This window comes from Flavobacterium wongokense, from assembly GCF_021608265.1.
GTDB lineage: Bacteria > Bacteroidota > Bacteroidia > Flavobacteriales > Flavobacteriaceae > Flavobacterium > Flavobacterium wongokense.
On record NZ_JAKIHP010000001.1, the window covers coordinates 589131 to 615726 of the forward strand.

General features: G+C 38.9%; 22 protein-coding genes and 1 tRNA gene. 7 read left to right on the forward strand and 16 right to left on the reverse strand.

Annotation, left to right across the window (positions count from 1 at the left end; translation table 11 throughout):
* Positions 1-20: 20 nt before the first annotated feature.
* Positions 21-1316, reverse strand: a complete 1296-nt coding sequence (locus L1S31_RS02385) for a T9SS type A sorting domain-containing protein (protein WP_236461572.1) — start codon at positions 1314-1316, stop codon at positions 21-23.
* Between the two features lie 136 nt (positions 1317-1452).
* Here L1S31_RS02385 and L1S31_RS02390 point away from each other — a divergent pair, with 136 nt between their 5' ends.
* The gene (locus L1S31_RS02390; protein WP_236461575.1) at positions 1453-2553 is read left to right on the forward strand and encodes a DUF4407 domain-containing protein; all 1101 of its coding nucleotides are present in this window, start codon (positions 1453-1455) and stop codon (positions 2551-2553) included.
* A 12-nt stretch (positions 2554-2565) separates the two neighbouring features.
* Here the strand turns inward: L1S31_RS02390 and L1S31_RS02395 are convergent, their stop codons facing one another.
* Genes L1S31_RS02395 through ruvC form a run of 5 tightly spaced genes read right to left on the reverse strand, consistent with a single transcriptional unit; the run spans position 2566 to position 5846 of the window.
* Complete coding sequence (locus L1S31_RS02395; RefSeq protein WP_236461578.1) at positions 2566-2937, reverse strand: MmcQ/YjbR family DNA-binding protein; 372 nt, start codon at positions 2935-2937, stop codon at positions 2566-2568.
* A 2-nt stretch (positions 2938-2939) separates the two neighbouring features.
* Positions 2940-3341: a GNAT family N-acetyltransferase gene (locus L1S31_RS02400; protein ID WP_236461581.1), complete on the reverse strand. Its 402-nt coding sequence runs from the start codon at positions 3339-3341 to the stop codon at positions 2940-2942.
* A 50-nt stretch (positions 3342-3391) separates the two neighbouring features.
* Positions 3392-4159 carry a cyclase family protein gene (locus L1S31_RS02405; RefSeq protein WP_236461584.1) on the reverse strand — a complete coding sequence of 256 codons (768 nt, stop codon included), beginning with the start codon at positions 4157-4159 and terminating at the stop codon, positions 3392-3394.
* Positions 4159-5292 carry a radical SAM family heme chaperone HemW gene (gene hemW, locus L1S31_RS02410; RefSeq protein ID WP_236461586.1) on the reverse strand — a complete coding sequence of 378 codons (1134 nt, stop codon included), beginning with the start codon at positions 5290-5292 and terminating at the stop codon, positions 4159-4161. The genes L1S31_RS02405 and hemW overlap by 1 nt, the downstream gene beginning before the upstream one ends.
* Positions 5292-5846 carry a crossover junction endodeoxyribonuclease RuvC gene (gene ruvC / locus L1S31_RS02415; RefSeq protein ID WP_236461591.1) on the reverse strand — a complete coding sequence of 185 codons (555 nt, stop codon included), beginning with the start codon at positions 5844-5846 and terminating at the stop codon, positions 5292-5294. The genes hemW and ruvC overlap by 1 nt, the downstream gene beginning before the upstream one ends.
* A gap of 25 nt (positions 5847-5871) precedes the next feature.
* On the opposite strand from ruvC, the gene L1S31_RS02420 reads away from it, so the two are divergent.
* Positions 5872-6795: a hypothetical protein gene (locus tag L1S31_RS02420; protein WP_236461595.1), complete on the forward strand. Its 924-nt coding sequence runs from the start codon at positions 5872-5874 to the stop codon at positions 6793-6795.
* Positions 6786-7919, forward strand: a complete 1134-nt coding sequence (locus L1S31_RS02425) for a glycosyltransferase (RefSeq protein ID WP_236461597.1) — start codon at positions 6786-6788, stop codon at positions 7917-7919. The genes L1S31_RS02420 and L1S31_RS02425 overlap by 10 nt, the downstream gene beginning before the upstream one ends.
* Positions 7920-7976: 57 nt before the next feature.
* On the opposite strand, the gene L1S31_RS02430 is transcribed toward L1S31_RS02425, so the two are convergent.
* The 6 genes from L1S31_RS02430 to L1S31_RS02455 form a co-directional block, all read right to left on the reverse strand.
* Positions 7977-8453, reverse strand: coding sequence for a hypothetical protein (locus L1S31_RS02430; RefSeq protein ID WP_236461600.1), 477 nt, complete (start codon positions 8451-8453; stop codon positions 7977-7979).
* A 4-nt stretch (positions 8454-8457) separates the two neighbouring features.
* Positions 8458-8835, reverse strand: coding sequence for a hypothetical protein (locus tag L1S31_RS02435; RefSeq protein ID WP_236461603.1), 378 nt, complete (start codon positions 8833-8835; stop codon positions 8458-8460).
* A gap of 22 nt (positions 8836-8857) precedes the next feature.
* On the reverse strand, positions 8858-10234 hold the full coding sequence (locus L1S31_RS02440) for an alpha/beta hydrolase-fold protein (RefSeq protein WP_236461606.1): 1377 nt from the start codon (positions 10232-10234) through the stop codon (positions 8858-8860).
* A 328-nt stretch (positions 10235-10562) separates the two neighbouring features.
* Positions 10563-10636 (reverse strand) — tRNA-Asp (locus L1S31_RS02445).
* An 85-nt stretch (positions 10637-10721) separates the two neighbouring features.
* A complete protein-coding gene (locus L1S31_RS02450) occupies positions 10722-11648 on the reverse strand; it encodes a DUF58 domain-containing protein (protein ID WP_236461608.1) in 927 nt (308 codons plus the stop codon).
* 228 nt (positions 11649-11876) lie between these two features.
* On the reverse strand, positions 11877-15107 hold the full coding sequence (locus L1S31_RS02455; RefSeq protein WP_236461611.1) for a tail fiber domain-containing protein: 3231 nt from the start codon (positions 15105-15107) through the stop codon (positions 11877-11879).
* Positions 15108-15250: 143 nt separating this feature from the next.
* Here L1S31_RS02455 and L1S31_RS02460 point away from each other — a divergent pair, with 143 nt between their 5' ends.
* Both L1S31_RS02460 and L1S31_RS02465 read left to right on the forward strand, forming a co-directional pair.
* Positions 15251-15955 (forward strand): LytR/AlgR family response regulator transcription factor, encoded by a 705-nt coding sequence (locus L1S31_RS02460; RefSeq protein ID WP_236461614.1) that lies wholly within the window; start codon positions 15251-15253, stop codon positions 15953-15955.
* Entirely contained in the window at positions 15952-17949 is a 1998-nt protein-coding gene (locus L1S31_RS02465) for a sensor histidine kinase (protein ID WP_236461617.1), read from the forward strand. Before L1S31_RS02460 ends, L1S31_RS02465 begins: the two co-directional genes overlap by 4 nt.
* A gap of 56 nt (positions 17950-18005) precedes the next feature.
* On the opposite strand, the gene trxA is transcribed toward L1S31_RS02465, so the two are convergent.
* Positions 18006-18326, reverse strand: coding sequence for a thioredoxin (trxA, locus tag L1S31_RS02470; protein ID WP_236461620.1), 321 nt, complete (start codon positions 18324-18326; stop codon positions 18006-18008).
* Positions 18327-18512: 186 nt separating this feature from the next.
* Between trxA and L1S31_RS02475 the strand changes: the two genes are divergently transcribed.
* Entirely contained in the window at positions 18513-19853 is a 1341-nt protein-coding gene (locus L1S31_RS02475; protein WP_236461622.1) for an O-antigen ligase family protein, read from the forward strand.
* Here the strand turns inward: L1S31_RS02475 and dnaE are convergent.
* The 3 genes from dnaE to L1S31_RS02490 form a co-directional block, all read right to left on the reverse strand.
* Positions 19840-24351 carry a DNA polymerase III subunit alpha gene (gene dnaE, locus L1S31_RS02480; protein WP_236461625.1) on the reverse strand — a complete coding sequence of 1504 codons (4512 nt, stop codon included), beginning with the start codon at positions 24349-24351 and terminating at the stop codon, positions 19840-19842. The two genes, L1S31_RS02475 and dnaE, sit on opposite strands and share 14 nt — an antisense overlap.
* A gap of 156 nt (positions 24352-24507) precedes the next feature.
* Positions 24508-24846, reverse strand: a complete 339-nt coding sequence (gene rbp, locus L1S31_RS02485) for an RNA-binding regulator (RefSeq protein WP_236461628.1) — start codon at positions 24844-24846, stop codon at positions 24508-24510.
* 133 nt (positions 24847-24979) lie between these two features.
* Complete coding sequence (locus tag L1S31_RS02490; RefSeq protein WP_236461631.1) at positions 24980-25696, reverse strand: DUF6252 domain-containing protein; 717 nt, start codon at positions 25694-25696, stop codon at positions 24980-24982.
* A 198-nt stretch (positions 25697-25894) separates the two neighbouring features.
* Between L1S31_RS02490 and L1S31_RS02495 the strand changes: the two genes are divergently transcribed.
* Positions 25895-26590, forward strand: coding sequence for a 30S ribosomal protein S16 (locus tag L1S31_RS02495; RefSeq protein ID WP_236461634.1), 696 nt, complete (start codon positions 25895-25897; stop codon positions 26588-26590).
* Positions 26591-26596: the final 6 nt, after the last annotated feature.

The following is a 26596-nucleotide window of genomic DNA, read 5'->3' on the forward strand; positions in this document are numbered from 1 at the left end:
GAAAGGGCGGATTTTCTTTTCTATTCTTTTAAAAATTGTTTAATAGAAGTTAGGCTGTCTGTTTTGATTTTCAAATAATAAGCTCCTTTTGCGAGTCTTGAAACATCAATTTCGTGTTGATTCCCAATTTCCATTTGAACCATCTGACCTAAGTTGTTGTAGATTGTGATTCCTTTGATTTCAAGACTATCGTTCGAATGGATTTGTAAAATATCTTTAGTCGGCACAGGGAATATGGTGAATTGCTCTAATACTAATTCTTCAGTCGCCATAGTTGGAGAACAATTGGGATTGACTGTAATTTGATTTTGAAGACCTAATAAATCCACCCAAAATTGAAAAGTATCTTTCTCTAATTGGTCAGTACAGATTGTCGTTAAATTTGGGCATGTACCTATTTGTAAACTTATTGAAGGATTTTGAAAAATATCTCCACCCTCATCACAGGTAATAAACATATGGTTGTAACCATTCTTAAAATTGATAGTTTCGAGATTTGGGCAAGAATTGATATAAACCCTGCCTCCAGCTTCCGGATCGCAGGAAGTGGTTCCGCGATAATCCCCTAAATCAAAAAAAGTATTGTTTGAAGTATAATATATTTCGCCTCCTAACAGATTTCGAATCCTGTCCTGAATATTATTTCCTAAAATAACGTTACATTCATAATCAATATTTGCTCCTGCCAAATCGAGCATAGTAAATTGATTGTATGTGAAATTTGCATATCCTCCTATCGAATTATTCCCGGTAAAATTGATAGCTGACAGGTTATTTTGAGCTACAGAAAAACCTCCCAGATGGCAATTATTGATAGTTAGACTGGTAAGTTGATTGTTATTGATAAAGAAGCCATCATGCATAATTACATTACTAAGTGAAAATGTTGCGAGGTTATTATAGCTTAAATCCAGTCCTGGATCATAATCCTGGTTAAAGTTTCCAAAATTCACATTAACAGAAGTCAAAGCGTTGTGGCTCGCGTTCAGGTTCATTATGATTATCGAATTATCAACCGTGATGTTTGTCAACGAATTATAGCTGCAATCCAATGCCCATAAATTGGTGAAATGATTAATCCCTGTTAAATCTGAAATATTCCCATGTGAAACATTTAGGAAAATTACACCCTGAACCTCACTAACTTCAATATTGCCATTATTATTGGCATCTAAAGTTATTGGTATGTAATTACTATCAAAAGCAACATCCTGTTGCATCAATTTGGTTTTAAAATTCGCATCCGGAAAATTGATTACCTGTGCGTTAACGAATATTGAAAATATCAAACAAAAAATAAAGTAGCCTTTTTTCATAAATCAATAATTTACATAAATGTAATATTTTATTTTCAATAAAACATTGATACCAAATTAACTTTCAACATCTTACAATAAACCTAAAGTTTTGGCGTTATATTTGTATAATCATCAAATCAAAAAAATCATCATCATGTTAAAACGTTTTTTCCTCCTGTGTTCCGGTGTCGATAGCGACATTGTGGACTCTTGTTCCAACGGCGAACAAAACAAATACGCTGGCATTGGCGCCACCGTTTTCTTTACAGCAGTTATGGCTTTCATTGCCAGCAGTTATGCACTCTACACCGTTTTTGATAATCCCTACATAGCCATTGCGTTTGGTTTGGTTTGGGGATTTTTAATTTTCAACCTCGACCGCTTTATTGTTTCGACCATCAAAAAAAGGGATAGTTTCATGGATGAATTGATCCAGGCTTCACCCCGAATCGTATTGGCGATCATCATTGCTATTGTAATTTCAAAGCCATTGGAAATCAAAATTTTTGAAAAGGAAATCAATACCGTTTTATTAAAGGAAAAAAATGAAATGGCTATTGCCAATAAAAATCAGGTTGCCAATTATTTTAAAAATGATGTCGATAAAAACAAGGCGGAAATCGACAGCCTGAAATCGGGCATCGCGAAAAAAGAGAAAGAGGTTGCCGATTTATACCAATCCTATATCACCGAAGCGGAAGGTTCCGCCGGAACCAAAAAAATGGGAAAAGGGCCTATTTACAAAGAGAAAAGAATTGCCCACGATTTGGCCGCAAAACAATTGGATTCGCTAAAGATTGCCAGTGCTGCAGCGATTACCGATAAAGAATCCAGAGCCAAAACACTACAATCCGATTTGGACAAAAAAGTCACCGAAACCCAACCTATCATTGAAGGTTTTGACGGTCTTATGGCGCGAATCAATGCTTTGGGAAAATTGCCGGCACTACCATCGATATTCATTATGCTATTGTTTTTAGCCATTGAAACCTCGCCGATTATTGCCAAATTGTTATCCCCAAAAGGGGAATACGATTTCAAACAGGAAGATTTGGAAATGGGAATTAAAAACGTCATTTCGCAAAACCGTTATCAAAGCGAACTGCAGAAGAAAACCGACGCTGACATTTATGATAAGGTTTATGCCGATATCAAGGATGATAAGGAATTATACAACTACAAACGAAAAGGTGCTTTAGAACTGCTCAAACTCCAGGCTGATGGTTTTGTAGAGAAACAGAAAAAATCAATGTAACAATAAAGGAAGCTAATCAGCTTCCTTTTCTATTTCTTCTCGCACCTTTTTGGTCAATCCTTTGTAAACCAGATCATACGACTGATTGATTAATTGAAGCATCATTTTATCGGGAACATCGCTGTTGAAATCCACTGTATTCCAAATGCTTTTGTTCATGTGGAATCCTGGATTTATGGCTTCGTATTCGGCGCGGAGTTCCTCGTTTTTTTCAGGGTCGCCTTTTAAATTTAAAGCCGGAGTTCCTTTTTCCCACTCCTTCAGCGAAGTCAGGCAGAACATTTTGCCGCCAACCTTAAATACCAAAGTATCTTCATCAAACGGAAAGTGCTCAGTTACTGCTTTTTTGGAAAGGCAGAATTCGTAAAGCTGCTGAATGTCCATCTCTATTTTATTACTTTCTCCATCATTTTTTCCGGATGTGCCAAGGCGGAAAAGCCGAATTTGTTATACAAAAAATGCGCATCCGAAGTGGCAAGACGCCAAATCTTGACTTGCTGCAATTGTGGCTCCTTCATCATAGCGTCAATCAAAATGGAAGAATAGCCTTTCCCGCGATGCTTTTCATCAATAAAAACATCCATCAGATAAGCAAAAACCACATAATCGGTTACGACACGCGCGAAGCCAATTTGTTCCTCATCCAAATAAATTCCAAAACAAAACGAGGCATCAATCGTGGTTTGGACTTCATCAATGGTTCTGCCTGCAGCCCAATAAATATCCTTCAAAAAGTTCTGGACAAACGGGACATTCAGCTTGCTTTTATCAGTGGAAACTTCAATCATAAAAATTATTTTAAATTATAAATTTTGAATTAAAAGAAATCATTTAAAATTTAGAATTCAAAATTCATAATAGAATACAAAACAGGTTTACTTGGTGAGGCATCGTTTTCAAACGAAGCAATCTGTAAATTCAGTACGTAGCTTCCATCCTTGACTTTGTCCTCGACAAAAATCATTTCGGTAATCGTGCAGTCCAATCGCGCATCAGCATTGAGGTTATTGACATCTTTTACATTCCAGAACGCTTTGTGTGACAATAGTTTTCCTTCATCATTTTCACGGTCAACGCTTGGCAAATCTATCAGTAAATGTTTGATGCCGCTTTCGCGGATGAAGGTTGCCGCTTCTTCAAGCAGATAAGGCGGATTAGTGTTTGAATAATTTTTGTGTGTTTTACTTTCAGCATTTGGCAAAGTCCTGATTACAATGGCTTCGGGAGTTTTGCCATTCAAAGCCTGCTGAATCTGTGCTTTGGTAATGATTAAATCTTCATTCATTTCCTTGGGCTGGATTGAAATCAATTCGGACGAAAAGAAAAACTGTTTCAAACATTGATTGATGCTGTAAAAATCTTTTGTAATATGACCAAGGCATTCAGTGTGAGTTCCATGTCCGTGTGGGTTGAAGAAAATATTATTGAAATTGGTAGAGCTTCCTTCTGAAACCTTTCCAATCCAATCGCCAAAACGAACCGGTTCAATTTGTGGTTTTTCGATATACCACGCAATCGGGTTTGCTTCGGTATTGGTCAGCGGAATCGAAATGTCAATAGGTTGTGACAGGTCGATTTCGAATGTATTGTTGATTAGTGCTTTCATTAATCCAAATTTAGCAAAAACAAATCACTTGCAATTCCGTCTGCCAAAAACTTCCCTCTTTTGGTTGCCCTTAAGATATTATCATCTACAAAAAGCAGATGATCTTCGATATATTTTTCGGCATGCTCATTCAGGTGATTCAAATAATAAGTACCAAATTCGGATTCAATACGGTCTAAGGAAATTCCCCAAACAGTGCGCAAACCGGTCATTATGTATTCGTTGTAACGGTCGGTTTTGGTTAAGGTTTCTGTTTCTGAAGGCAGTTGATTTTCGGCAATCGATTTAAGGTATTGTGTATTATTTGAAATATTCCAGCTTCTTGAAATTCCATCATAACTATGCGCTGAAGGCCCAATTCCAAGGTATTTTTTCCCCAGCCAATAACTCGAATTGTTTTTTGAAAAATAATTTTCCTTGCCAAAATTGGACAATTCATAATGAATGAAATCCTGATCTTCGAGCTTGTCCACCAACAGCTGAAAATGTTCCTGAGCCACTTCATCATCGGGTTGCGGAATGATTCCCTTTTGAATAAAAGTATGCAAAGCGGTTTTAGGTTCAACGGTCAAAGCGTAACTCGAGATGTGGGGAATATTGAAACTTAAAGCTGTTTCCACATTCTGGAGCCATTTCGCGTTGCTCATCTGGGGAATTCCATAAATCAGGTCGATGGAAATATTATCAAAGTATTTTGTTGCTGTTTCGAGGCATTTTTTAGCTTCTTCCGAATTGTGCGCACGGTTCATCAGCTTTAAATCATCTTCAAAAAACGACTGGATTCCGATGCTCAAACGGTTGACTTTGCTTTTCGATAATTCGATGATGCGTTCTTCCGATAAATCATCGGGATTGGCTTCTACGGTGATTTCCGGATTTTCAGCTACAGCATAATTTTGGTAAACCGCATCAATCAGCAATTGAATATCTGTGATTCCCAATATGCTTGGCGTTCCTCCACCGAAATAAATTGTTTCTACAACTTCATCTTTAAACTCACTTTTGCGCAGTGCAATTTCTTTCGCTAAAGCGTAAACCATTTCATCTTTCTTCTTCAGTGAAGTTGAAAAATGGAAGTCGCAGTAATGGCAAGCCTGCCTGCAGAAAGGTATATGAATATAAATGCCAGACATTATTTTTTAACTCTTTCTTCGTTCTGTTTGACAAACGCATCCCAGCCTGTATAACTTTTGCTTCCGGTTACTTTTCCGGAATTAAAGAAATGACAAACCGCGGCTGCCAAACCATCAGTGGAATCAAGGTTTTTGGGAAGCTCCTTTAAACCTAAAAGTTGTTGGAGCATTTTGGCTACCTGTTCTTTGCTTGCATTTCCGTTTCCGGTAATTGCCATTTTGATTTTCTTCGGTTCGTATTCGGTGATGGGGATTTGGCGTGACAAACCCGCGGCCATTGCAACTCCCTGTGCCCTTCCGAGTTTTAACATCGATTGGACATTCTTGCCGAAAAACGGAGCCTCAATTGCAATTTCATCCGGATGATGGGTTTCAATCAATTCGATGGTGCGTTCAAAAATGACTTTGAGTTTGGTATAATGGTCATCATACTTGCTCAGGATCAATTCGTTTAACTGAATGAATTCCATTTTCTTGTTTACAACCTTGATTAACCCAAATCCCATGATGGTTGTTCCTGGGTCAATTCCTAATATGATGCGCTCGTTTGCCAAGTTTTATTTTCGTTAATTTGTAACAATGATTACAATTCCACACAAAGCTAAGCAATTCATCGTTTTTCTGATCAAACTTTTGATTGTAACTGCTGCTTTTTATTTCATCTACGACCAATTGGCCCATAACGAAAAATTGGACTGGGTCAAATTCCACAGTCTGCTTTATGATAACCAGTCGTTCTCGGGAGCTTTGTTCCTGCTTTCCTTTAGTTTTGTCAATCGGTTCCTCGAAATCCTGAAATGGCAAAACCTGGTTTCCTTCCTAAAACCTATTTCTGTTGGAGAATCTACCAAACAGGTTCTGGGATCTTTAACTGCCGGGATTTTTACTCCGAACGGACTTGGGGAATACGCCGGAAAAGCCTTGTATTTTGACAAAAAGAAAACCAGGAAAATCATTTTCCTAAACCTTATCTGCAACGGAGCCCAAATGCTGCTGACAGTTGTTTTTGGGACAATTGGACTGATGGTTTTGGGTTATTGGAACTGGGCGTTGGCGATTACCGTCTTGGTTTTTGCGCTTTCTCTTGTAGCACTTTTTACAAAAACAATAACGGTAAAGGGATATTCCATCGAAAAATTGCTTCGCAAAATCAACGAAATCCCAAAACGAATCCATCAAAAGAATAACCTTTTGGCGCTTTGCCGTTATTTGGTTTTTTCGCATCAATACTATTTTTTATTTCTGGCTTTTGATGTAGATTTACCTTATCTAACGATGATGGCAACCATTGCTGTTGTTTATTTTTTGGCTTCGTCCTTACCAAGTTTTCAATTTTTGGACTTTGCCGTAAAAGGAAGCGTTGCTGTTTTTTTCTTTGGAAAACTGGGTGTAAACGAATGGATTGTGGTTTTTATTTCCACATTGATGTGGTTCCTGAATGTGGTTTTGCCCGTCGTCATCGGAAGTTATTATGTACTTAAATTCAAACCAAAATGGGAATAGTTTCGATTGCATTGCTGCTTGTTTTAGTGATTTATGTGGTTTTCATTGCTCAGTTGATTCTGGGTTTTGCCAAAATAAAATATTTTGAAACAACCAATCTGACCCCTAAAACCGCTTTTACGATTGTGGTCCCTTTTCGCAATGAAGAAAAGAACCTCAACAAACTTTTGGAGTCATTTTCACAGCTCAATTATCCAATTTCACTGATTCAGATTGTGATGGTGGATGATTTTTCCAAAGACAATTCGGTTAAAATTTACAACCAATGGCGCTTGAATCACGAAGCCGTTGATACCACGCTTTTGGAAAATTTGGAATTGTCGTATTCACCTAAAAAGGACGCCTTAACCAGAGCCATTCCGATTGCTAAACACGATTGGATTGTAACCACGGATGCAGACTGCCTTGTTGACGCTAACTGGCTGCTGACTTTGGATAATTACATCCAGGAAAATAACCCCGAAATGATTATTGGCGCCGTAATTTATAAAACCAAGAACAACTGGTTCCATCACTTCCAGCAATTGGATTTGATGAGCCTACAGGGAACTACGATTGGCAGTTTCGGCATTGGAAAACCGTTTATGTGCAATGGAGCCAATTTTGCTTACACCAAAAGATTCTTTAATGAAATTGGCGGTTTTGGTGGAATTAGCGACAAAGCCAGTGGCGATGATGTTTTGTTGTTGCAAAAGGCGGTCAAATCAAATCTTGAAAAAGTACATTACCTTAAAAACAATGATGTGATTGTAAAAACCAAACCCGAAAACGATTTGTTCAAACTCTTTATGCAGCGCGTTCGTTGGGCCGGAAAAACTACATCTTACGACAGCAGTTATGCAAAAATGCTTGCCGTTTTTGTATTGCTGATGAACCTTGGTTTGGTTTGCGGTCTGTGGTTTGCAGTTTGTGATTATTTGGATTGGAAAATTTTCCAGAGCATATTTTTAGTAAAATATGTTGTCGATTATATCCTGCTTTATCAATCCAATAGTTATTTAAGAAAAGGGAAGTTTTTTGTCCCGATAGCAAGCAGCCTAATCTATCCATTTTTCTCAAGTCTTGTTGGGATTTATTCGCTTTTTGGAAGCTTTAGGTGGAAAGGAAGGAAGTTTAAAAAATAGCCCGGATTGGAGCAAGCTACCGTGTAGCGCGGAAAGCCGGAAACAGCTCCTAAAAAATTACTCAGACTTTATGATTACCGGAAGCACGAATTGGGTTTTGACCGGAATTCCTCTTTTGATTGCCGGGTTTACCTTTGGGAAGTCGATTAACCTTGCGTGCAGGATGCTGTCGATTTTTATCGTGTCGTAAGCAACAGAATCCTTCGGGAACTGAGGTTCAAATTGCATCGAGGCATTTGGAAGCACGGTTACTTTTACTTCAATAGTATCTAGTTTTGGGAATAGGACTGAAAGCGTGTCCACATTTAATTTCTGCTGGATTTCTGCGGTCAGGAATTCGAAAAAACATTGTTTGCGCTGATTGGCGTCGGTTAATTTTTCGCAATCGCCAACCGATGGATATTCATCAACTTCATTCCAATTGATTTCCTTCAGTTCCTGGTCCAGCAACTCTTTTTCATTGGGAACCTGTTTTTCAAAATACTGGCAGGATTGAAGAAGGATCAACAATGATATGGGCAAAAGTTTTTTCAATTTTTTACTTTTTGGAATTTAGGTAATCTGTATAACTTTTGTCAAACCATTCTTGTTTGGTGCGGTCTGCTGTTTCTTTTTGGTCTTTGTACAACAAGCCCAATTTTTCTGAGTAAGCCGCAATTTTAATGGTGTAGGTATAGAATTCTTCTTTGGTTAAAGTCAGGGTTTTGTCTTTGGTTTTTTTAAAAAACTCAAAAAAAAGCGCATCGAATTCCTTCTTGTCATAAGATTGCACTTCTTTTTTGAACTTTTTATACAGGGTTTCCTTTAGCTGTGCATCTTCAGTATTTGAAGTTTTTTCCTGAGCCTGCAATGTGTTGGTCGCAGCCAAAAACAAAAAGCTAAAAAAAAGTATCCGGGTTAATTTCTTAATAATCATGCTCAAAAATAAGTAAAAAAACTTATTTAATAAACTTGGTTGTAAATTCAGTGCTTTTGAGGATGTAGATTCCGTTTGAAAGCGAAAGATCAATATCGTTTGTTCCGTTTTGAAGAGTGAGGCTTCCCATTTTCTGCCCGTGAACCGAATAAACATCTACATTCAAATCATGTTGCAAACCCGAACAATAAACCTGGTTGGAATTCATTTGGAAAATTTCAATTTTTGGAATGGAAATATCAGCGTTGCTTAAGTTCACATTTTGAAACAGCCATTGATAAGCCGCAGGGAATTCACGTCTCCAATAGGATTGGTGGTGAATTCCGTCGGCATCAACCTTGGTAAATGTATTTGACGCAGAAACGCCATTGGCTACCAGTATATTTTGGACCGTATTCATATCCGAAACCATAGCGGCTGACTCATTCTGTCCACAAACAAAATAGAGCCGTAGGCCGGAAAGATCATTCGTTGTATTATTAATATAACTGTTTAGCTGGACGGGTGCAAACCAAAACGAAGGGCTGAAAACACCTACCTTAGAAAAAAGGTTGGGGTATTTTACCGCTCCATAAGTAGAAATTAAAGCTCCCATTGAACTCCCGATTATGGCGTTAAATTGCGCCTGTGGCCTTGTCCTGAAATTGGCATCAATGTAAGGTTTCAATGTTTCTCCTAAGAACCGCATATAAGCATCACCATCGCCACCGCCATAATTTGGATTTACCCACGGAGAATATTCATTTAGCCTAAAGTCTCCACCATTATCAATCCCGACAACAATCGCTCCGTAATTTCCTTGGGAATGCAAGGTATTCAAAGATTCGTCTATTCCCCATTCTCCGGAAAATGAAGTGCTTTCATCAAACAAGCTCTGCCCGTCCTGCATGTATAAAACCGGATAGGTTTTGGTTGTGGTATAGTAATCTGGTGGCAGATAAATCCAAATTCTCCTGTTCCGATTCAACTGCGGCATAAAAAAAGCGTTACTCAAAATCTGGACATTCGCAGCAGCAGTGCTGTTGCTTCCGGAACCGGCAATGTCTTCCCAGGATTGTATGGTTAAATTAATCGTTTGCGGGCTTCCGGTAAAAGTAAAGGAACGGTCAGGCAGGAAACCGCCACTGGCATTCCCTTCAACGGTTGACCAGCTTCCTCCGCGTGTGAATTTATAGCCAACAGTTCCTGTGCCTTCAGGAATTGTAATTGTCCTTGCTCCCAAGCCGTCTGGTTGCAAAAGATATTGCGTGTTGGCTGCATCCCAGGCATTGATGCTTCCGATTAAATAAATGTTGGTTCCGACAGGCGTATTGGCTGGAATCGAAGTTATCCTCAAGGTTACCTGAGCCTGAATGGATAATACCAAGAAAAGCGAAATTAAAAAGTAGATTTTTTTCATAGCTCTATGTTTTAACAGACAATCAAAATTGTTTTGTTTTGAATTAAAAAAGTATTTGATATATCAAATAAAACATAAAATTACAAAAAGAAAGTTTATAAAAGCAAAAAAGCCATCCCTAAAAAAGGGAAAGCTTTTCATTGGTCTAACTACTAAACCGCGCTACGAGTTACAAAGTCGTAGCAAAACAACACAACTAATTTTGAATGACTCACTTACGATATTGAGTGCATTTCATTTGCTTTTTTGGGAGCCTAAAACGGAGTTTTAAAAATTCCTTTTTTGGGCAAAAAAGCACTTTGTTTCCAAAGTGCTTTCCCAATTTTCGCGGTCTGGACGGGACTCGAACCCGCGACCCCATGCGTGACAGGCATGTATTCTAACCAACTGAACTACCAAACCTCTGCGTTATTGCGGTTGCAAATATACAATGGTTTTTGATATCTGCAAGTGTTTTTCGTTAAAAAAATTGCCGTTCAAAAAAAAATTATCCAAACATTTGTTTTTCAACCAAGTAAGTCGTCAAAATCTTTTCAAAACTTTCTTCGACTGCAACAGGAACATACTTGATTTTATTCTGAGCACACGTCATCGCCAGGGTTTTGAAGTAATCATTGACTTTTTCTTCGTAAACCTCCTTGATTGTATCGGCAAAAATATTGATTTGTTCCCCTGTTTCAAGGTCGATGAACTTTCGCGGTGCGTTATCAAAGTTAAAATTGACTTCGGTTTTCCTATCAATGACATGAAATACAACCACTTTATGCTTATTGTGTTTCAAATGTTGTAATGCATTAAAAAGAGCTTCATTGTTGGAGGTCTGGAACATATCGGTAAACAGGACAATCATCGAACGGCGGTGGATTTTTTCGGCTATCTGATGCAGAAAGGTAACAGTGTCTGTGTTTTTGGAAACTTTCGGATGCTCGAGCAAGTCTTCCAGTTTGTTCAAAATCATCCGATGATGACGGTCACTTCCTTTTTCGGGAGCATAATATTCGTAATGATCGGAATAAACACTTAATCCGACGGCATCACGCTGTTTTTTCAGTAAATTCATCAAAACGGCTGAAGCCAAAACCGAAAACCCAATCTTATTGTGATAAAATGGTTCGTCATTTTTAAGTTTTGGATAATGCATCGAGGAAGAATTGTCGAGAATCAAATGACAGCGAAGATTGGTTTCCTCTTCATATTTCTTGGTGTAAAGCCTGTCTGTTTTGGCAAACAATTTCCAATCGATATGCTTGGTGCTTTCGCCTGAATTATAGACTTTATGCTCGGCAAATTCTGCAGAAAAACCATGGAAAGGCGATTTGTGCATTCCTGAAATAAACCCTTCCACAACCTGGTTGGCGAGTAATTCGAGGTGCTTGAATCCGGAAACGAGTTCTTTTTGTTCTTCAATCTTCATAAATCAAATATAGATAAAGAATAGACATTAAAAAATTAAAAATATCATAAAACAAAGCACGTCTCAAATAGCCCCGATTGCAGCAAGTACCGTGTACTGCGGAAAGCGGGTGGAAACTTCCCGACAAGGACAAATGTTGTGCTCTTAAAAAGGAAAAAGGCCCAACTCGCGTCGGACCTCTTCCAAGTTAACCAAAACTACTTACTTAACTATTCTAAACTATGCTAATTACTGTTTTTCAAGCTTTTCCAATCGTTTTAAAATTTCTTCATTGGCCTTTTGCAATAGCTCAATTTTCTTATTTTGATTTTCAATCATTTCCTGCTGTTCCTGAACTGCCTTTACCAACGGCATGACAAATTGGGTATAGTTCACCGTATACAAATCCGAAGGATTCTCGGGAATGCTGACTCCGTTAAAATCATAATTTGCTGCTTTAGCAGCTTCTGCAACTTCCTGGGCGATGAAACCTGTTTGGGTTATTTTTTCGATGTCGTATTTTCCCTGCCAGTCGGCATTTGCATCTTTTTTATTGCGGTACAGGATTTCATTTTGCTTGTGGATATCGAGATTGTACGTTACCGGACGAAGTCTTGTAATGAAATTCAATCCGGGAACATTTTCCTGGATATTGTTTTTGATGCGTCGGTCGCTATACGCCGTGATGCCTGTAACCTGTGCCTTGATGGCTGTAATGCTTGTATTGCCGAGTTCAATCGTATTCCCAAAGGAGGCAATAGTACCAACATTATATCCTATACCTATATAATTGGAAACTGCTATTGATGATGTAGGGTAAGCATAACTCCCTATACAGACATTATTACTGCCGGAAACCTGGAAATTGCAGGCGCTGCGGCCTAGTGCGACATTATCGGTTCCAAAAGTTATGGAATTCATCGACTCAAAACCTATGGCTGTATTGGCAGAACCCGTTGTGTTACTCCTTAACGAAAGAGACCCGACCGCTGTGTTATTGATTCCGTTTGAAGACGTAGTGGGATTATTGGTAAACAAGGCCTCAAATCCTACAGCTACATTATTGGAGTCGTAAAGAGCCAATCCATTTGAAAAACCATGTGTAAATAATGCCCTGTTACCCATTGCTACATTATTGCTGCTTGTTGTATTGGCATTTAAGGCTCCAAAACCAAAAGCATTATTATAGTTTCCCGTATGATTATTAAGCAAGGCATAATTGCCAACGGCGTTATTGTTCATTGCTGTTGAAGCCTGCTGTAAAGCCGATGTCCCAAAAGCATTGTTCCCTGTACCACTCGGCCCTACAAGTAAAGAGTTTACACCCAAAGACGTATTCAGCGTGCTGATTCTGCCTGAAAGCGTACTGAATCTCTTGAAAACAAAATCGACATTGTCGGTTGTTCCTATAAAGTTGGTTGCCGGATTTGTGGATGCATTTCCTACGGTTGACCAACCTGTTAAGACCGCCGGTGTTTGCCAGGTAGCATTCCCCGCTGCATCAGAAGTCAGGATTTTACCTGTTCCTGCTCCAGTAGTAACCTGCAAATCGGTAGTTTTGGTTTTCCCGGCTACTTCGAGTTTTTCTGCCGGAATAGGAACACCAATTCCAATTTTACCAGCAGTAGGCGAAGTCATCGATACGCCATAAATCACATTTCCAATAGATAATTGATTGCTGCCGGTAGTGGAAGGCACCGATGCAGATCTTCCGATAGCAATATTATGAGATCCTGCAGTTTGAAGGTTCATCGCACTTGCCCCGATGGCAATATTCTCATCACCTGATGCAAGCTGCCTCATCACATTGTGCCCCATGGCCACATTAAAATTACCATCATCAAGCAATAGCAATGCACCAGCTCCTATGGCTGTGTTGCTACCTCCATCTGTATTGGTATATAAGGCATTATTACCTACGGCAGTGTTGCTATCACCATCTGCGTTGTTAATCATTGCGGAACTACCAATTGCAGTATTAAAGTGCCCCGAATTAGTATTTTGCAGGGTTTGATAACCAACGGCGGTATTCTCATTCCCTGTATTACTTGCTGCTATTGGCGAACCTCGATAGGCTTCAAAGCCGATAGCCACGTTTTTATTTTCAAATGGTGTTGCGCTATCATTAGCATAAAACATGGCATCCCTTCCTATCGCAACGGCTTTTGATCCCGCAACATTGGAGCTTAGTGCCCGGATACCCATAGCGACATTCTGACTACCTGTTTTGTTATCCTGCATGGCTGCGTTTCCAACAACAGTATTTGTACTTCCTGAAGTATTGAGATTAAGTGATGCATACCCAACAGCCACATTCGAACTTCCATTGTTATTGAGTGTAAGGGCCGCATATCCTATGGCTGTATTGGAATTCCCTATAGTATTATTATAAAGCGCAATAGAGCCATTGGCAACATTAGTACCTCCTGAAGAATTTGTATACAATGCACCGTAACCCGTTGCTGTATTACTACCACCATTTTCATTATTAGTCATAGCCTGGTAACCTATAGCAGTATTAGAGTTTCCTGTATTATTTGCTGGTGTTAACGAACCTCTGTAGGCTTCAAAGCCGATAGCCACGTTTTTATTTTCAAATGGTGTTGCAGTATCATTTGCATAAAACATGGCTCTATTTCCTAGGGCTGTTGCGTTTGAACCAGCTTTGTTCGAATACAATGAATTGGTCCCTATGGATGTATTATTATTTCCTATGATGTTGGCTCTTGATGCATTAACCCCCATTGCTACGTTTTCATCACCTGTTGTATTAAAATGCAAAGCATAATTTCCGTAACCGGAATTATAATTCCCATCTATATTTTGTTCTAAGGTTTGAGTTCCAAAAGCATTATTGAAATATCCTTCAGTGTTTTTCCAAAGCGCATTAGAACCAAGTGCACTATTGTAATATCCAGTTGTATTAAACTCCAATGCCCAATCCCCAATAGCTGTATTTTGAACGCCCGACGTGTTGTTTTTCAATGTATTGACTCCAAAAGAGTTGTTAGCTGTCCCTGTAGTCAAGGGGTTTAGGGAATTTAGACCAAGAGCCGTATTTGTTAAGGCAATTGTGCCCGAATTGATGTCATTACGTCTGAACTTAAGGTCATTATCATCTGTAGTACCTATGAAGTTAGTCGTTGGACTGGTTCCGCTGTTCCCTGTCAGGCTCCAGCCAAAATCGCTTCCAAAACCTTTCCAACTTGTGGTCGGATTATTCCAATAATAAAACCCAGGTGGTTTTCCTGCCGAAGTAGTGGTCAGATAAACCATCATGCTGTTTTGTGCAACAGTGGGATTGGTTATCGGAAAGGCATCGATTTTCGGAATCAATATTCCATCAGTGTTTGAGGGAGTTACCTGATTGGTTGATTTAATATCAAGCTGTGCATTGGGTGAAGTAGTATTGATTCCAACCTGGGAAAAACCAAATTGGGATATACTAATCAAGGCCGAAATTAGTAGTAACTTTTTCATTGTGTGATTAAATAAGTAGTAGTTGACGGCAAAGTTGACTCATTATCAGAGGCAGAAAAACCCAAAAAGGACGAACGACATTTTAAATACACAAACGACAATCTTTAGCCGGAAATTCTTTATATTTGATAAAAACCTACTGGATGAAGCAATTTGGCTGCATAATTGTTGACGATGATGAAATGGATCGCCTGGTTGTGCTCTCTTATGCAAAAAGGTTTCCCCTCCTGAATATTGTGGGTGTTTTTGACTCGGCAGAAAAGGCGCTTTCATTTATAGATAAGAACTCGATTGACGTTGCTTTCCTTGATATCGAACTGGAAGGAGCTTCGGGTTTGGAATTACGCCGAAAAGCTTTAGAAATCCCAGTTTGCGTCTTTATCTCATCCCATTCTGAAAGCGCTGCAGAAACCTTTGAACTACAAACCCTTGATTTTATTGTAAAACCCTTCAAGTTTCCTCGTTTTGAACAAATGATGAAACGTCTTGAGGAGTTTATGGAAGTGCGCACCAAGGCAAGTTTGTTTGAGTCGAGCCTGGGCGGCGATATTGTTTATGTAAAAACCGGCCATGATCAGGTAAAAGTCAAATTGCATGAAATCCTGTATTTGGAAGCGCTGAAGAACTACACAATTTTAGTTACTGAAAATAAAAGGCACTGCGTTTTATCCAATCTTGGTGAAATCCTAAATGAAGAAAAATTCAATTCCTTTTTAAGGGTTCACCGAAGTTATGCAGTGCAGAAACAGTACATTCAAAAAATTGGAAGCCAGGAAATTCAGCTCAGTAACGGAAATTTGATTCCGGTAGGAAGAAGTTATAAGAACAGCATAAACATCGGGCAATGAGAAAATACGTCTTACTCCTGTTGTTGTGTTTCTCCTTGAGCAATGCCCAGAATCTGAAGATTGAAAAAATTGAAAGACTCAAAAGGGAGACTACCCAAAGCGCTTCTGCATTGGAAAAAATAAACAAGGAGATTGAAATCTCTACTACATACCGATATTATAATCTTGATAGTACTTATTATTTTGCAAGCCAGGCATTGCATCAATCCCGAAAAAAAGGTTACAAAAAGGAAGAGGCAAAAGCGCTGACCTGCTTGGTGATTTATTGCATCGAAAAAAACAAATCCCAGGAAGCCTTAGCACTGAACAAGGTTTCCCTTAAAACAAACATATCCATAAATAACAAGAAAGGAATAGGCTTTAATTACGCTCTTTTAGGCCGCATTTACCAACTTCAGTCTGATTTTGTCAATGCCAGCAAATATTATTTTAAGGCTGAAAAAATCGCAGCAAATTCTAAAGATGAGGAAACAAAAATGTGGATTTACAAGAATCTCTCATTTCTTTTTTTAGATCAGCAAAACTTTGCCAAAGCGCTCGATTTTGGCTATAAATCAAAGGCGATTACACTCAAAATGAAGGATTATGAAGAAACCGCTTTCTGTAATGGTGTATTGGGAGAGGTTTACAGGGTAAAAAAAGATTTTGCCAACTCTGAAAAATATTTCACGGAATCGCATGCTTATTTCAAAAAGCACAATAATTATTATGGCATTGCATGGGTTTTGACCAACTGGTCGATATTGTATCAGGCTGATTTGAAAAAATGTGCCGCAATGGAATTTGAAGCTCAGGAAATTTGGGATAAAATCTCCCCTAACAACGTCATGTCAATGGCTAACCAGTACAATATTGGCTATACCTATTTTGACATGTACACGCAATGGGCAAATGCTGTAGGCAAACACAATCTACAATCGAAAGAGCTGCTGACTGCTGAAAAATATTTTATAAAAACGATGGATTTGGCAAAAGCCAATAAAAACAAAAACTGGGAAATGTATTGCTACTCAACGCTTAGCTCGGTTGAGTATATTAAAAATAATATTCGTGGTTATGGGCAATATGTAGCCAACTACAATCAGCTTAAAGACTCAATTTTTTCACAGAAAAACAAAAACAAAATAGCCGAGCTTGAAGTCGCTAAAACCATAGACTTAAAAAACAAGGAGATTCAGTTAAATAAGATGATGCTGGCAACCAAAGAAAAGCAAAAGTGGTATTTGATTGGGGGAATTTTATCGCTTTTCATTATCGGAAGCCTGCTCTTTTATCAAAGCCGCAGCCGTAAAAGGAATAACGAAAAATTACAACTTTTAAATGCGGAACTCGACGAAGCCAACAAAACCAAAACACGCTTTTTCAGCATACTAAATCACGATTTGCGCGGTCCGGTTTCCAACCTGGTTTTCTTTTTACAGCTTCAAAAGGAAAGCCCCGAAATGCTTGATGAGGAAAGCAAAAAACGCATGCAGGACAAAACCATGTCTGGTGCAGAAAACCTTTTGGCTTCAATGGAAGACATCCTGCAATGGAGCAAAAGCCAGATGGAAAACTTTAAGCCACAGCCTAAAAAAGTCTTTATTTCCTCTTTGTTTGAAGATACTAAAAGTCATTTTTTGAGTGAGGAAAAAATTAAAATATCGTTTGAAAATCCCGAAAATTTACAATTGACTACCGATGAAAATTACCTAAAAACCATCATCCGTAATTTGACCGGCAATGCCATAAAAGCTTTAAATGAAGTTGATAATCCCACTGTAACCTGGAAAGCCTGGAAAGAAAATGACAAAACCTATCTGTCGGTTACCGATAATGGATCTGGTGCCAGTAAAGACCAATTCAAAGCCCTGTATGATGACAAAGAGGTTGTGGGCATAAAAAGTGGTTTGGGCTTACACCTAATTCGGGATTTGGCAAAAGCAATAGATTGCAGGATTGAAGTAGAAACCAAATTAAAATTAGGCACTACCATCACATTAATACTAAAATAAAAAAGGCCCAACTTTCGTTGAGCCTTAGATTTCCCGTTATCGGGATTACAATATCGTTACGACAACAAAGCGTCAATTGCGTCTGTGTAGGTTTTCTTTGGAGCAACTCCAACCTGACGTCCAACTACTTCTCCGTTTTGGAAAACCAAAACTGTTGGGATATTACGAACACCGTATTTAGCAGCGAATTCCTGATTAGCATCTACGTCAACTTTACCAACGGTTGCTTTCCCTTCATATTCTGTTGCGATTTCGTCGATAACCGGCCCAACCATTCTACATGGTCCACACCAAGCTGCCCAAAAATCTACTACTACCGGTTTGTTTGATTTCAATACTACTTCGTCAAAAGTAGCATCTGTTATTGCTAAAGCCATATTTTATATTTTAAAAATTAGTGTATTTATTTCATCACAAAATTAGGCATTTTATTTCAGAAGGTTTGTTAAAAAAATCACATTTGACTATGCCGATATTTAAAAATCTGATTATTGATTTTAATTTTATGATGAAACATTTTTCCCTTCTGTTTTAAATTCTATTTTTGCTCATTACTTATTGCTATGCGCGACAAAAACTACATAAATCTGATATTGGCACATTTGGGCATTGGAACACTTATTTTCCTTTTTCCCTTTTTTGCAAAGGTTTATGCCGGTGCCATTGTAGTGACCGGTTTGTATTTTGTCATTACCAATAAGAACAAGAACAACGAAGCGTTGTATGCTGCGGCTTATATACTGGGCAGCGAAGTATTCCTGAGGGCAACTTCAGGAAATCCGTTTCATGAATACGGAAAATACTTCGTACTGCTTTTTGTAATCCTGGGGATTTTATACGACAGCATTCCGAAAAAGAACAATCCTTATTGGATTTACCTACTCCTTTTGATTCCTGGGATTATAACGGCAATGATAAACTTAAAATTGGCCATGAGACCAAATATTTTATTCAATATTTCAGGGCCAATTTGTTTGGGAATTTGCTCTTTATATACCTACAAAAGAAAAATTAGCTTTAATGACATCAATACCATTTTGTTGTGTATTGGCGCACCGATAATATCTTTTACAGCTTATCTTTTCTTTAAATGCCCGATGAATAACTTTATCATTGGCTCTACCGAATCCAATTACGTTCTATCGGGAGGTTATGCGCCAAATCAAACGGCTACCATACTTGGATTGGGAATGTTTGTGTTTACCTCAAGGCTTTTCCTGGTTCGTTCGTCGAGGACAATCATGATCATAAACACGCTACTGCTGCTTTATATTTATTACCGCACTTTATTAACTTTTTCAAGAGGTGGCACCATTACCGGATTGGCACTTATACTTATTTTGATTTTTGCGTTGTTAATTTATTACAATCAGTACAGAAGGCTTCAGATAAAAATTGTTGGTTTTCTATTTGTTTTAATAGGTGTGTTTTGGCTGACTTCCTATCAAACCGATGGGCTTTTACTGATGCGTTATAGGGACCAAAATCCAAATGGACTGCAAAAAGCACCAAAAAATAATGGACGGCAGGCCATTGCCATGAATGAAATACAGCTTTTCGAAAAAAATCCAATGCTGGGTGTTGGTGTTGGTGAAGCGAAAGTGATTCGGGAATCAAAATTCGGTAAACTGATAAACTCTCATAGTGAACTAACCCGTATGCTTGCCGAGCATGGAATATTGGGAATTATATCTATTTTCATACTATTCATGACCCCATTGCTACTTTTCCTAAAGAACAAGCAAAACCTTTATAAGGACAAACAAAACATCTACCTTATTTGCTTTTTTGTCTTTTGGCTGCTAACGATCAATCATTCGGCAATGCGGGTTGCTGCACCTTCATTCATTTATGCCTTGGTACTTTTGAGCATCAAAAAGGATGACGAGGTTAGTTCAGTTTAAAATTCAGTCCCAGCTTTTCCAAATCCTGTAAAAGGTCTTTTGAAATGTTAATCTTCAGCTTGCGGCTTGGAAGCGTAACTTTAGTAATCGTTAGTTTTTCCACTTCAATATTGGGGATTTCTATTTCAATACCTTCCAGGTTTTCGGCATCAAAATTTTCCGCATCTACAGCTTCGATTTTCGGAACAATTTCGGGGATTTTCTTGATTTTGTCGTATTCCACAATTTCAAAAGTTACTGTATTATCTCCTTTGTTGGATTGGAAAATGGCATTCAGCTCCTGAATCGAGTTTTGTTGCAAATCATCAATATCCATCTGGATGCTTAGTTTTTTGGCAAATTGCGACATCACGTCCTGCAGTTGTTTTACATCAGTAAATTGTATTCTTGGGTCCGATTTTTTACCGGTTTCGCGATTAACCCAGCCTTCTTTTACCAGCACTTTGAAATAAACAAATTGATTGTTCACAAGGAAATGTCGGAATTTGAGGTATTCTTCATCAAAAATCCTAAACTCATGGCTTTCATCATAACCTTCCAAGGTGAACATTGCCCAATCCTTTCCGTTTTTGGCAGTGCGATATTGAACATTGGTTACAATTCCGGCAAAAGTCAATGATTTTCCGATGTAGTTTTCAAGGTTTTTCAGATTTTCGAGTTTGCTGTTGCAGAAGTATTTCATTTCAAAACGATAATCATCCAATGGATGACCCGAAATGTAAATTCCGACCACCTCTTTTTCTTTGGCTAACTTTTCCATAGTGCTCCATTCCTCGCATGGCGGAACAACCGGCTCTGCAATCTGGACTTCACTCGCATCGCCAAAAAGGCTGACCTGTGAAGAATTTTCATTCTCCTGGAATTTCGATCCGTAGCGGATTGCCTTTTCCAAAAAAGTAATCCCTTCACCTTCTATATGGAAATATTGCGCCCGATGCGTATTTTGAAAACAATCAAATCCACCAGCAAGGGCAAGGCTTTCGAAAGCCTTTTTATTCGCGGCACGCAGGTCTATTTTCTTGGCTAAATCAAATATCGATTTATAGGTTTCCTCTTTCCTATTCTGAACAATGGTGTCAACGGCGTTTGCTCCAACGCCTTTAACGGCACCTATCCCAAAACGTACAGCGTAATTGTCGTTTACGGTAAATTTATAAAACGACTCGTTCACATCCGGACCCAAAACTTCCAACCCCATTCGTTTGCATTCCTCCATAAAGAAAGAAACCTGCTTGATGTCATTCATGTTATTGGACAGAACTGCAGCCATATATTCCGCAGGATAATTGGCTTTTAAATAAGCCGTTTGGTACGCAATCCAGGCATAACAGGTCGAGTGCGATTTGTTGAAGGCATACTCCGCGAAAGCTTCCCAGTCCTTCCAGATTTTTTCCAGCTTTTCAGCCGAATGTCCATTGGTTACAGCCTGTGAAATGAATTTTGGCTTCATCTTATCAAGGACATCCTTCTGTTTTTTTCCCATAGCCTTACGCAAAACATCGGCATCACCTTTTGAGAAATTCGCCAGTTTTTGGGACAAAAGCATTACCTGTTCCTGGTAAACTGTAATTCCATATGTATCGCTCAACAATTCTTCACAGGCGTCAAGGTCGTAAACGATTTCCTCTTCACCATTCTTACGTTTGATAAAACTCGGGATATACGCAATTGGCCCAGGGCGATATAGCGCATTCATCGCAATCAAATCTCCAAAAACCGTTGGCTTGAGTTCCTTCATGTATTTCTGCATTCCGGCACTCTCATATTGGAAAATTCCAACCGTTTCACCACGCTGGAAAAGCTCGTAGGTCTTCACGTCGTCAATAGGGAATTCATCGGGATTGAGGTCTTTCCCTGTTCTGTATTTTATCAGTTTTACTGTGTCCTTAATCAATGTTAGGGTTTTCAAACCCAGGAAGTCCATTTTCAATAATCCGGCGCTTTCAACGACTGAGTTATCAAATTGCGTAACAAACAAATCGGAATCTTTGGCAGTAGCAACCGGGACGAAATTGGTAATATCGTCGGGCGTTATAATCACACCGCAAGCGTGGATTCCGGTATTCCTTAAATTTCCTTCAAGGAATTTTGCCTGGTTTATCGTATCAGCACATAAATTTCCTTCTCGCGAAAGCGAAATCAGTTCTTTTACCTTGTCGAATTCTTCGGGACGCAGTGTTTTTTTGATTAAGGCTTCATCTTCCGATAAGAGCCGCGCCAAATTCCATTTTGACGGCATCATTCCCGGAATCAGTTTGGCGACCTTATCGGCTTCAAAAAGTGGCAAATCCATAACCCTTGCGGTATCACGGATACTCGATTTTGTTGCCATCGTTCCATAGGTAATGATTTGGGCAACCTGTTTCGAGCCATATTTTTGGATTACATAATCCATGACCTTGCTTCGTCCTTCGTCATCAAAATCGATATCAATATCGGGAAGGGAAACCCTGTCCGGATTCAGGAAACGCTCAAAAAGCAGGTTATACATCAATGGATCGATATTAGTAATCCCAAGGCAGTACGCCACAACAGAACCTGCTGCGGATCCACGGCCCGGCCCAACGGAAACTCCCATTTTTCGGGCTTCTGCAATGAAATCCTGTACAATCAAAAAGTAACCCGGATAACCTGAGTTTTCAATAGTCAGCAATTCAAAATCGATGCGCTCCTTAATTTCTGCCGTAATTTCGGCATAACGTCTTTCTGCTCCTTTGTAAGTCAAATGATGCAGGAATTTATTTTCTCCGCGTTTGCCTTTATCGGCCTCATCTTCGGGAACTAAAAATTCTGTTGGAATGTCAAATTTTGGCAGCAGCACTTCACGTGCCAAATCGTAAATTTCAATTTTACTGACAATTTCTTCGGTGTTGGCAATGGCTTCGGGCAAATCGTGGAAAAGCTTTTTCATGGCTTCACCCGATTTGAAATAATATTCCTGATTATCCAATCCGTAGCGGTAACCGCGGCCACGGCCTATAGGCGTAGATTGTTTTTCACCATCTCGTACGCACAGCAAAATGTCGTGTGCATTCGCATCTTGTTTATCAATATAGAAAACATTGTTTGTTGCAACCGTTTTGACATTGTGCTTTTTGGCCAAGGCAAGCAGGGAACTATTTACGCGGTTTTCATCTTCCTGGTTGTGGCGCATCAATTCCAAATAGAAATCGTCTCCAAATTCCTGCTTCCACCAGGTTAGGGCTTCTTCGGCCTGGTTTTCACCAATATTTAAAATCTTGCTCGGAATTTCGCCATATAAATTTCCCGACAAAACGATTAAGTCTTCTTTGTATTGTTGGATTACTTTTCGGTCAATTCGGGGCACATAATAAAATCCCTCGGTGTAAGCGATGGATGATAATTTTGCCAGATTGTGGTAACCCTTTTTATTTTTGGCCAGGAAAACGATTTGGTAACCATTGTCCTTCCTTGATTTATCATTCAAATCATCACATACAAAAAATTCACAACCTACAATTGGCTTAATGATAGTTTCTGTTGGATTTTCTCCGTTTTCCTCTGCCTGTTTGTTTTTGGCTGCAGCCGATTTATTATGGTATAAAATATCACGTACAAATTGAAAGGCACCCATTAAATTAGCATGATCGGTCATCGCAACTGCCGGCATTTTGTTTTGCGCAGCAGCTTTTACCAAATCGGCTACGCTGATTGTTGACTGAAGCACCGAAAACTGCGTGTGATTGTGCAGATGCACAAAATCGACATCGGCTAAATTGTGATGGATTTGCTTGTCGGAATCCGTTGAAATAACCTCTTCTTTCGGCTGGAATTGTTTTTTAATTGCATCCGAAGCTTGTTTGAGATTGATATGTTTCAATCCGATAAGCTTGATTTCCTGAGGATTATTTTCGTGGAATCTTTTGAAATAATCTGCAGGAACATCTAATTCTTCTTTGGTGAAAATCTCACGGTTAACCAACTCGAGGAAACAACGGGTTGTTGCTTCCACATCGGCAGTTGCGTTGTGCGCTTCCGCAAATGGTTCTCCAAAAAGATACTGATGCAGTTCGGTAAGGGTTGGCAGCTTAAATTTTCCGCCACGACCACCAGGCAGTTTCAAAAGTGAGGCTGTGACTTCGGTACAGGTATCCAAAACCGGCATCGAAACCATCGGTGAGGTTATTCCCATTCGGTGGAATTCACACCCCATGATATTTACATCAAAGCCAACATTCTGCCCAACTATGAATTTGGATTTTGATAAAGCGATGTTGAATTTTTCTAAAACTTCCTGTAATGAAACTCCTTCCTGTAGCGCTAATTCAGTTGAAATCCCATGAATCCTTTCGGCGTCAAATGGAATATTGAAGCCTTCGGGTTTTACTAAATAATCCTGATGTTCTATAAGGTTTCCGAGTTCGTCATGCAACTGCCAGGCAATCTGAATGCATCTTGGCCAATTATCCGTATCGGTAATTGGAGCCGACCAATTTCTTGGCAAACCAGTAGTTTCGGTATCGAAAATTAAATACATCTATTAGTAATTTTAGGAAAAAACAAACTTCAAAAAAGCGCTTTTGAATTGAAACAAAAATACATTTTAGGGTTCGAAAAATAAATTTTAGTTATCAACAAAGAATAAAAAAAGCCACCTCAATTGAGATGGCCTTAAAGTATATTTTATGTAAGACTAGTATCTTCCTCTGTCTCCACCACCGCGAGAATTTCCTCCTCCGTAACCACCACCGCCTGAACGGTTGTTGTTGAAAGATCTTCTTTCTCCTTCTGGTTTTGGCTCCGATTTGTTTACTACAATTGTACGCCCTTCCACTGTTGCTCCGTTTAATTCGTCGATAGCTTTTTGAGCTTCTTCGTCATTAGACATTTCAACAAAACCAAATCCTTTACTTCTTCCGGTAAATTTATCGGTAATAATTTTAACAGAGTCAACTGTTCCATAAGCCTCAAAAGACTCTCTTAAATCTGCTTCGTCAATACTGAACGGAAGACTTCCAACAAAAATGTTCATATTATATATTTAATGTTCAGTCACAAAGGTAATTTAAATAAAATGCAAACCGCTATAAATTTGGACTTTATTATATTATTAACATAAAAAAGCCATCTTCTCAGATGGCTTTGCTATTTTTTGTTTCCCAGGATTATATTGATGGGTAAATTCTGATTTTATGAAATACTCCGTGTTGGAAATTCAGGTATGGCCCTCCAAAAGTAGCTCCGTTGGATTTAGCGGCATTGAATTTAAAGGTTCCGGTAACGGTCATGCTTAAATTATCAAACTCCTCAATTACGATTTCACCACTGCTCGTTTGTACATTGATAACCCTAAACTTACAATTGTTGTTTCCTCCAACAACCGTTATCACATCTCCGGCAATATAACCTGCACCTCTTGAGGTAAGCGTTATTCCCGTCACGACTCCCGAAGCATTGGCAACAATGCTTAGTATCAAACCGGTTCCTGAGCCACCAGTTGTACCAACATTATCTCCACTAACATAACCCGTTCCTCCGGTTAACAAATTGATATTTGAAATTGGACCAGGTGCAGCAATAGTTCCGTACTCTAACTCCTGTTCGTTAAAATTTGAAAAATAAGAGGCTCCATTGTCTGTGTTTGGCGTCCCTAAAAGATAAGTGCCTTCGTTAGCACTTGCTGTGCTTAAAGTAAGCGTCTCATAGGATGTCATTGCTTCGATGGTTAATTTTCCATCGGTAGAAACATAAGCTCTGGCATCAGTTGCCTGCCAAAGAACATCGTCTTTTAGGGCCTGAAAACCAGGATTGCTGAATTTCACATCGTCCTGACAGGAAGAAAGTGCAATGGCAAGTATAAATAGGGGCAGAAATCTTTTCATTTTCATTGTATTTGTTCACAAAAATAACTTTTTAATGCAAAAAGCCAATTTATTTTTTAAAAATTTAATGTTAAAGTCAAAAGTTAAAGCGACTTATAATCAAAAACTTTCGCTGGAATTAGTTTGTTTTGAAAAAAAAGTTATCTTTGCACCCTTAAAAATAACGAGGTCGAGTACCTCAAATTAATCAAAAAGATTATGTCAGTAAAAATTAGATTACAAAGACACGGTAAAAAACAAAAACCTTTTTACTGGATCGTAGCAGCTGATGCTAGATCAAAAAGAGATGGTAGATACCTTGAAAAATTAGGAACTTACAATCCAAACACAAACCCTGCAACTATTGATTTAAACATTGACCAAGCGGTTCAATGGTTACACAATGGAGCACAGCCAACTGATACTGCAAGAGCTATCCTTTCTTACAAAGGAGCCTTAATGAAACACCACCTTGATGGAGGAGTTCGTAAAGGAGCTTTAACGCAAGAGCAGGCTGATGCAAAATTGGCTAAATGGTTAGAGGAAAAAGCAAACAAAGTAACTGCTAAAACCGAAGGCTTATCAAAAGCACAGGCAGATGCAAAAGCTAAAGCTTTGAAAGCTGAAAAAGCTGCAAGCGACAAACGTGCTGCTGCCGCTGTTGAAGCTGCAAAAGTAGAAGAGGAAGTTGCGGTTGAAGAGGCACCTGAAGTTGCTGTTGAGGAAACTGAAGCTCCGGAAGCTGTTGCTGAAGTAGCTGTTGAGGAAACTCCGGCTGTTGAAGAAACTGTTGCTGAAGTTGCTACAGAAGAAGCTCCTGCTGCAGAAGAAGTGGTTGCTGAAGAAACTCCGGCTGTTGAGGAAGCTCCAGAAGCTCCTGCTGCTGAAGAAACTAGTGAAGAAACTGAAGCTTAATACTTC

Coding starts and splice junctions, on each gene's coding strand:
- L1S31_RS02460 (WP_236461614.1), top strand. CDS start 15,251: ATGAAGCAATTTGGCTGCATAATTGTTGACGATGATGAAATGGATCGC.
- hemW (WP_236461586.1), bottom strand. CDS start 5,292: ATGTCTGGCATTTATATTCATATACCTTTCTGCAGGCAGGCTTGCCAT.
- L1S31_RS02390 (WP_236461575.1), top strand. CDS start 1,453: ATGTTAAAACGTTTTTTCCTCCTGTGTTCCGGTGTCGATAGCGACATT.
- L1S31_RS02490 (WP_236461631.1), bottom strand. CDS start 25,696: ATGAAAAGATTTCTGCCCCTATTTATACTTGCCATTGCACTTTCTTCC.
- L1S31_RS02495 (WP_236461634.1), top strand. CDS start 25,895: ATGTCAGTAAAAATTAGATTACAAAGACACGGTAAAAAACAAAAACCT.
- L1S31_RS02440 (WP_236461606.1), bottom strand. CDS start 10,234: ATGAAAAAAATCTACTTTTTAATTTCGCTTTTCTTGGTATTATCCATT.
- L1S31_RS02420 (WP_236461595.1), top strand. CDS start 5,872: ATGATTACAATTCCACACAAAGCTAAGCAATTCATCGTTTTTCTGATC.
- L1S31_RS02455 (WP_236461611.1), bottom strand. CDS start 15,107: ATGAAAAAGTTACTACTAATTTCGGCCTTGATTAGTATATCCCAATTT.
- L1S31_RS02425 (WP_236461597.1), top strand. CDS start 6,786: ATGGGAATAGTTTCGATTGCATTGCTGCTTGTTTTAGTGATTTATGTG.
- L1S31_RS02395 (WP_236461578.1), bottom strand. CDS start 2,937: ATGGACATTCAGCAGCTTTACGAATTCTGCCTTTCCAAAAAAGCAGTA.
- L1S31_RS02450 (WP_236461608.1), bottom strand. CDS start 11,648: ATGAAGATTGAAGAACAAAAAGAACTCGTTTCCGGATTCAAGCACCTC.
- L1S31_RS02400 (WP_236461581.1), bottom strand. CDS start 3,341: ATGATTGAAGTTTCCACTGATAAAAGCAAGCTGAATGTCCCGTTTGTC.
- L1S31_RS02475 (WP_236461622.1), top strand. CDS start 18,513: ATGCGCGACAAAAACTACATAAATCTGATATTGGCACATTTGGGCATT.
- L1S31_RS02385 (WP_236461572.1), bottom strand. CDS start 1,316: ATGAAAAAAGGCTACTTTATTTTTTGTTTGATATTTTCAATATTCGTT.
- L1S31_RS02465 (WP_236461617.1), top strand. CDS start 15,952: ATGAGAAAATACGTCTTACTCCTGTTGTTGTGTTTCTCCTTGAGCAAT.
- rbp (WP_236461628.1), bottom strand. CDS start 24,846: ATGAACATTTTTGTTGGAAGTCTTCCGTTCAGTATTGACGAAGCAGAT.
- L1S31_RS02405 (WP_236461584.1), bottom strand. CDS start 4,159: ATGAAAGCACTAATCAACAATACATTCGAAATCGACCTGTCACAACCT.
- dnaE (WP_236461625.1), bottom strand. CDS start 24,351: ATGTATTTAATTTTCGATACCGAAACTACTGGTTTGCCAAGAAATTGG.
- L1S31_RS02435 (WP_236461603.1), bottom strand. CDS start 8,835: ATGATTATTAAGAAATTAACCCGGATACTTTTTTTTAGCTTTTTGTTT.
- trxA (WP_236461620.1), bottom strand. CDS start 18,326: ATGGCTTTAGCAATAACAGATGCTACTTTTGACGAAGTAGTATTGAAA.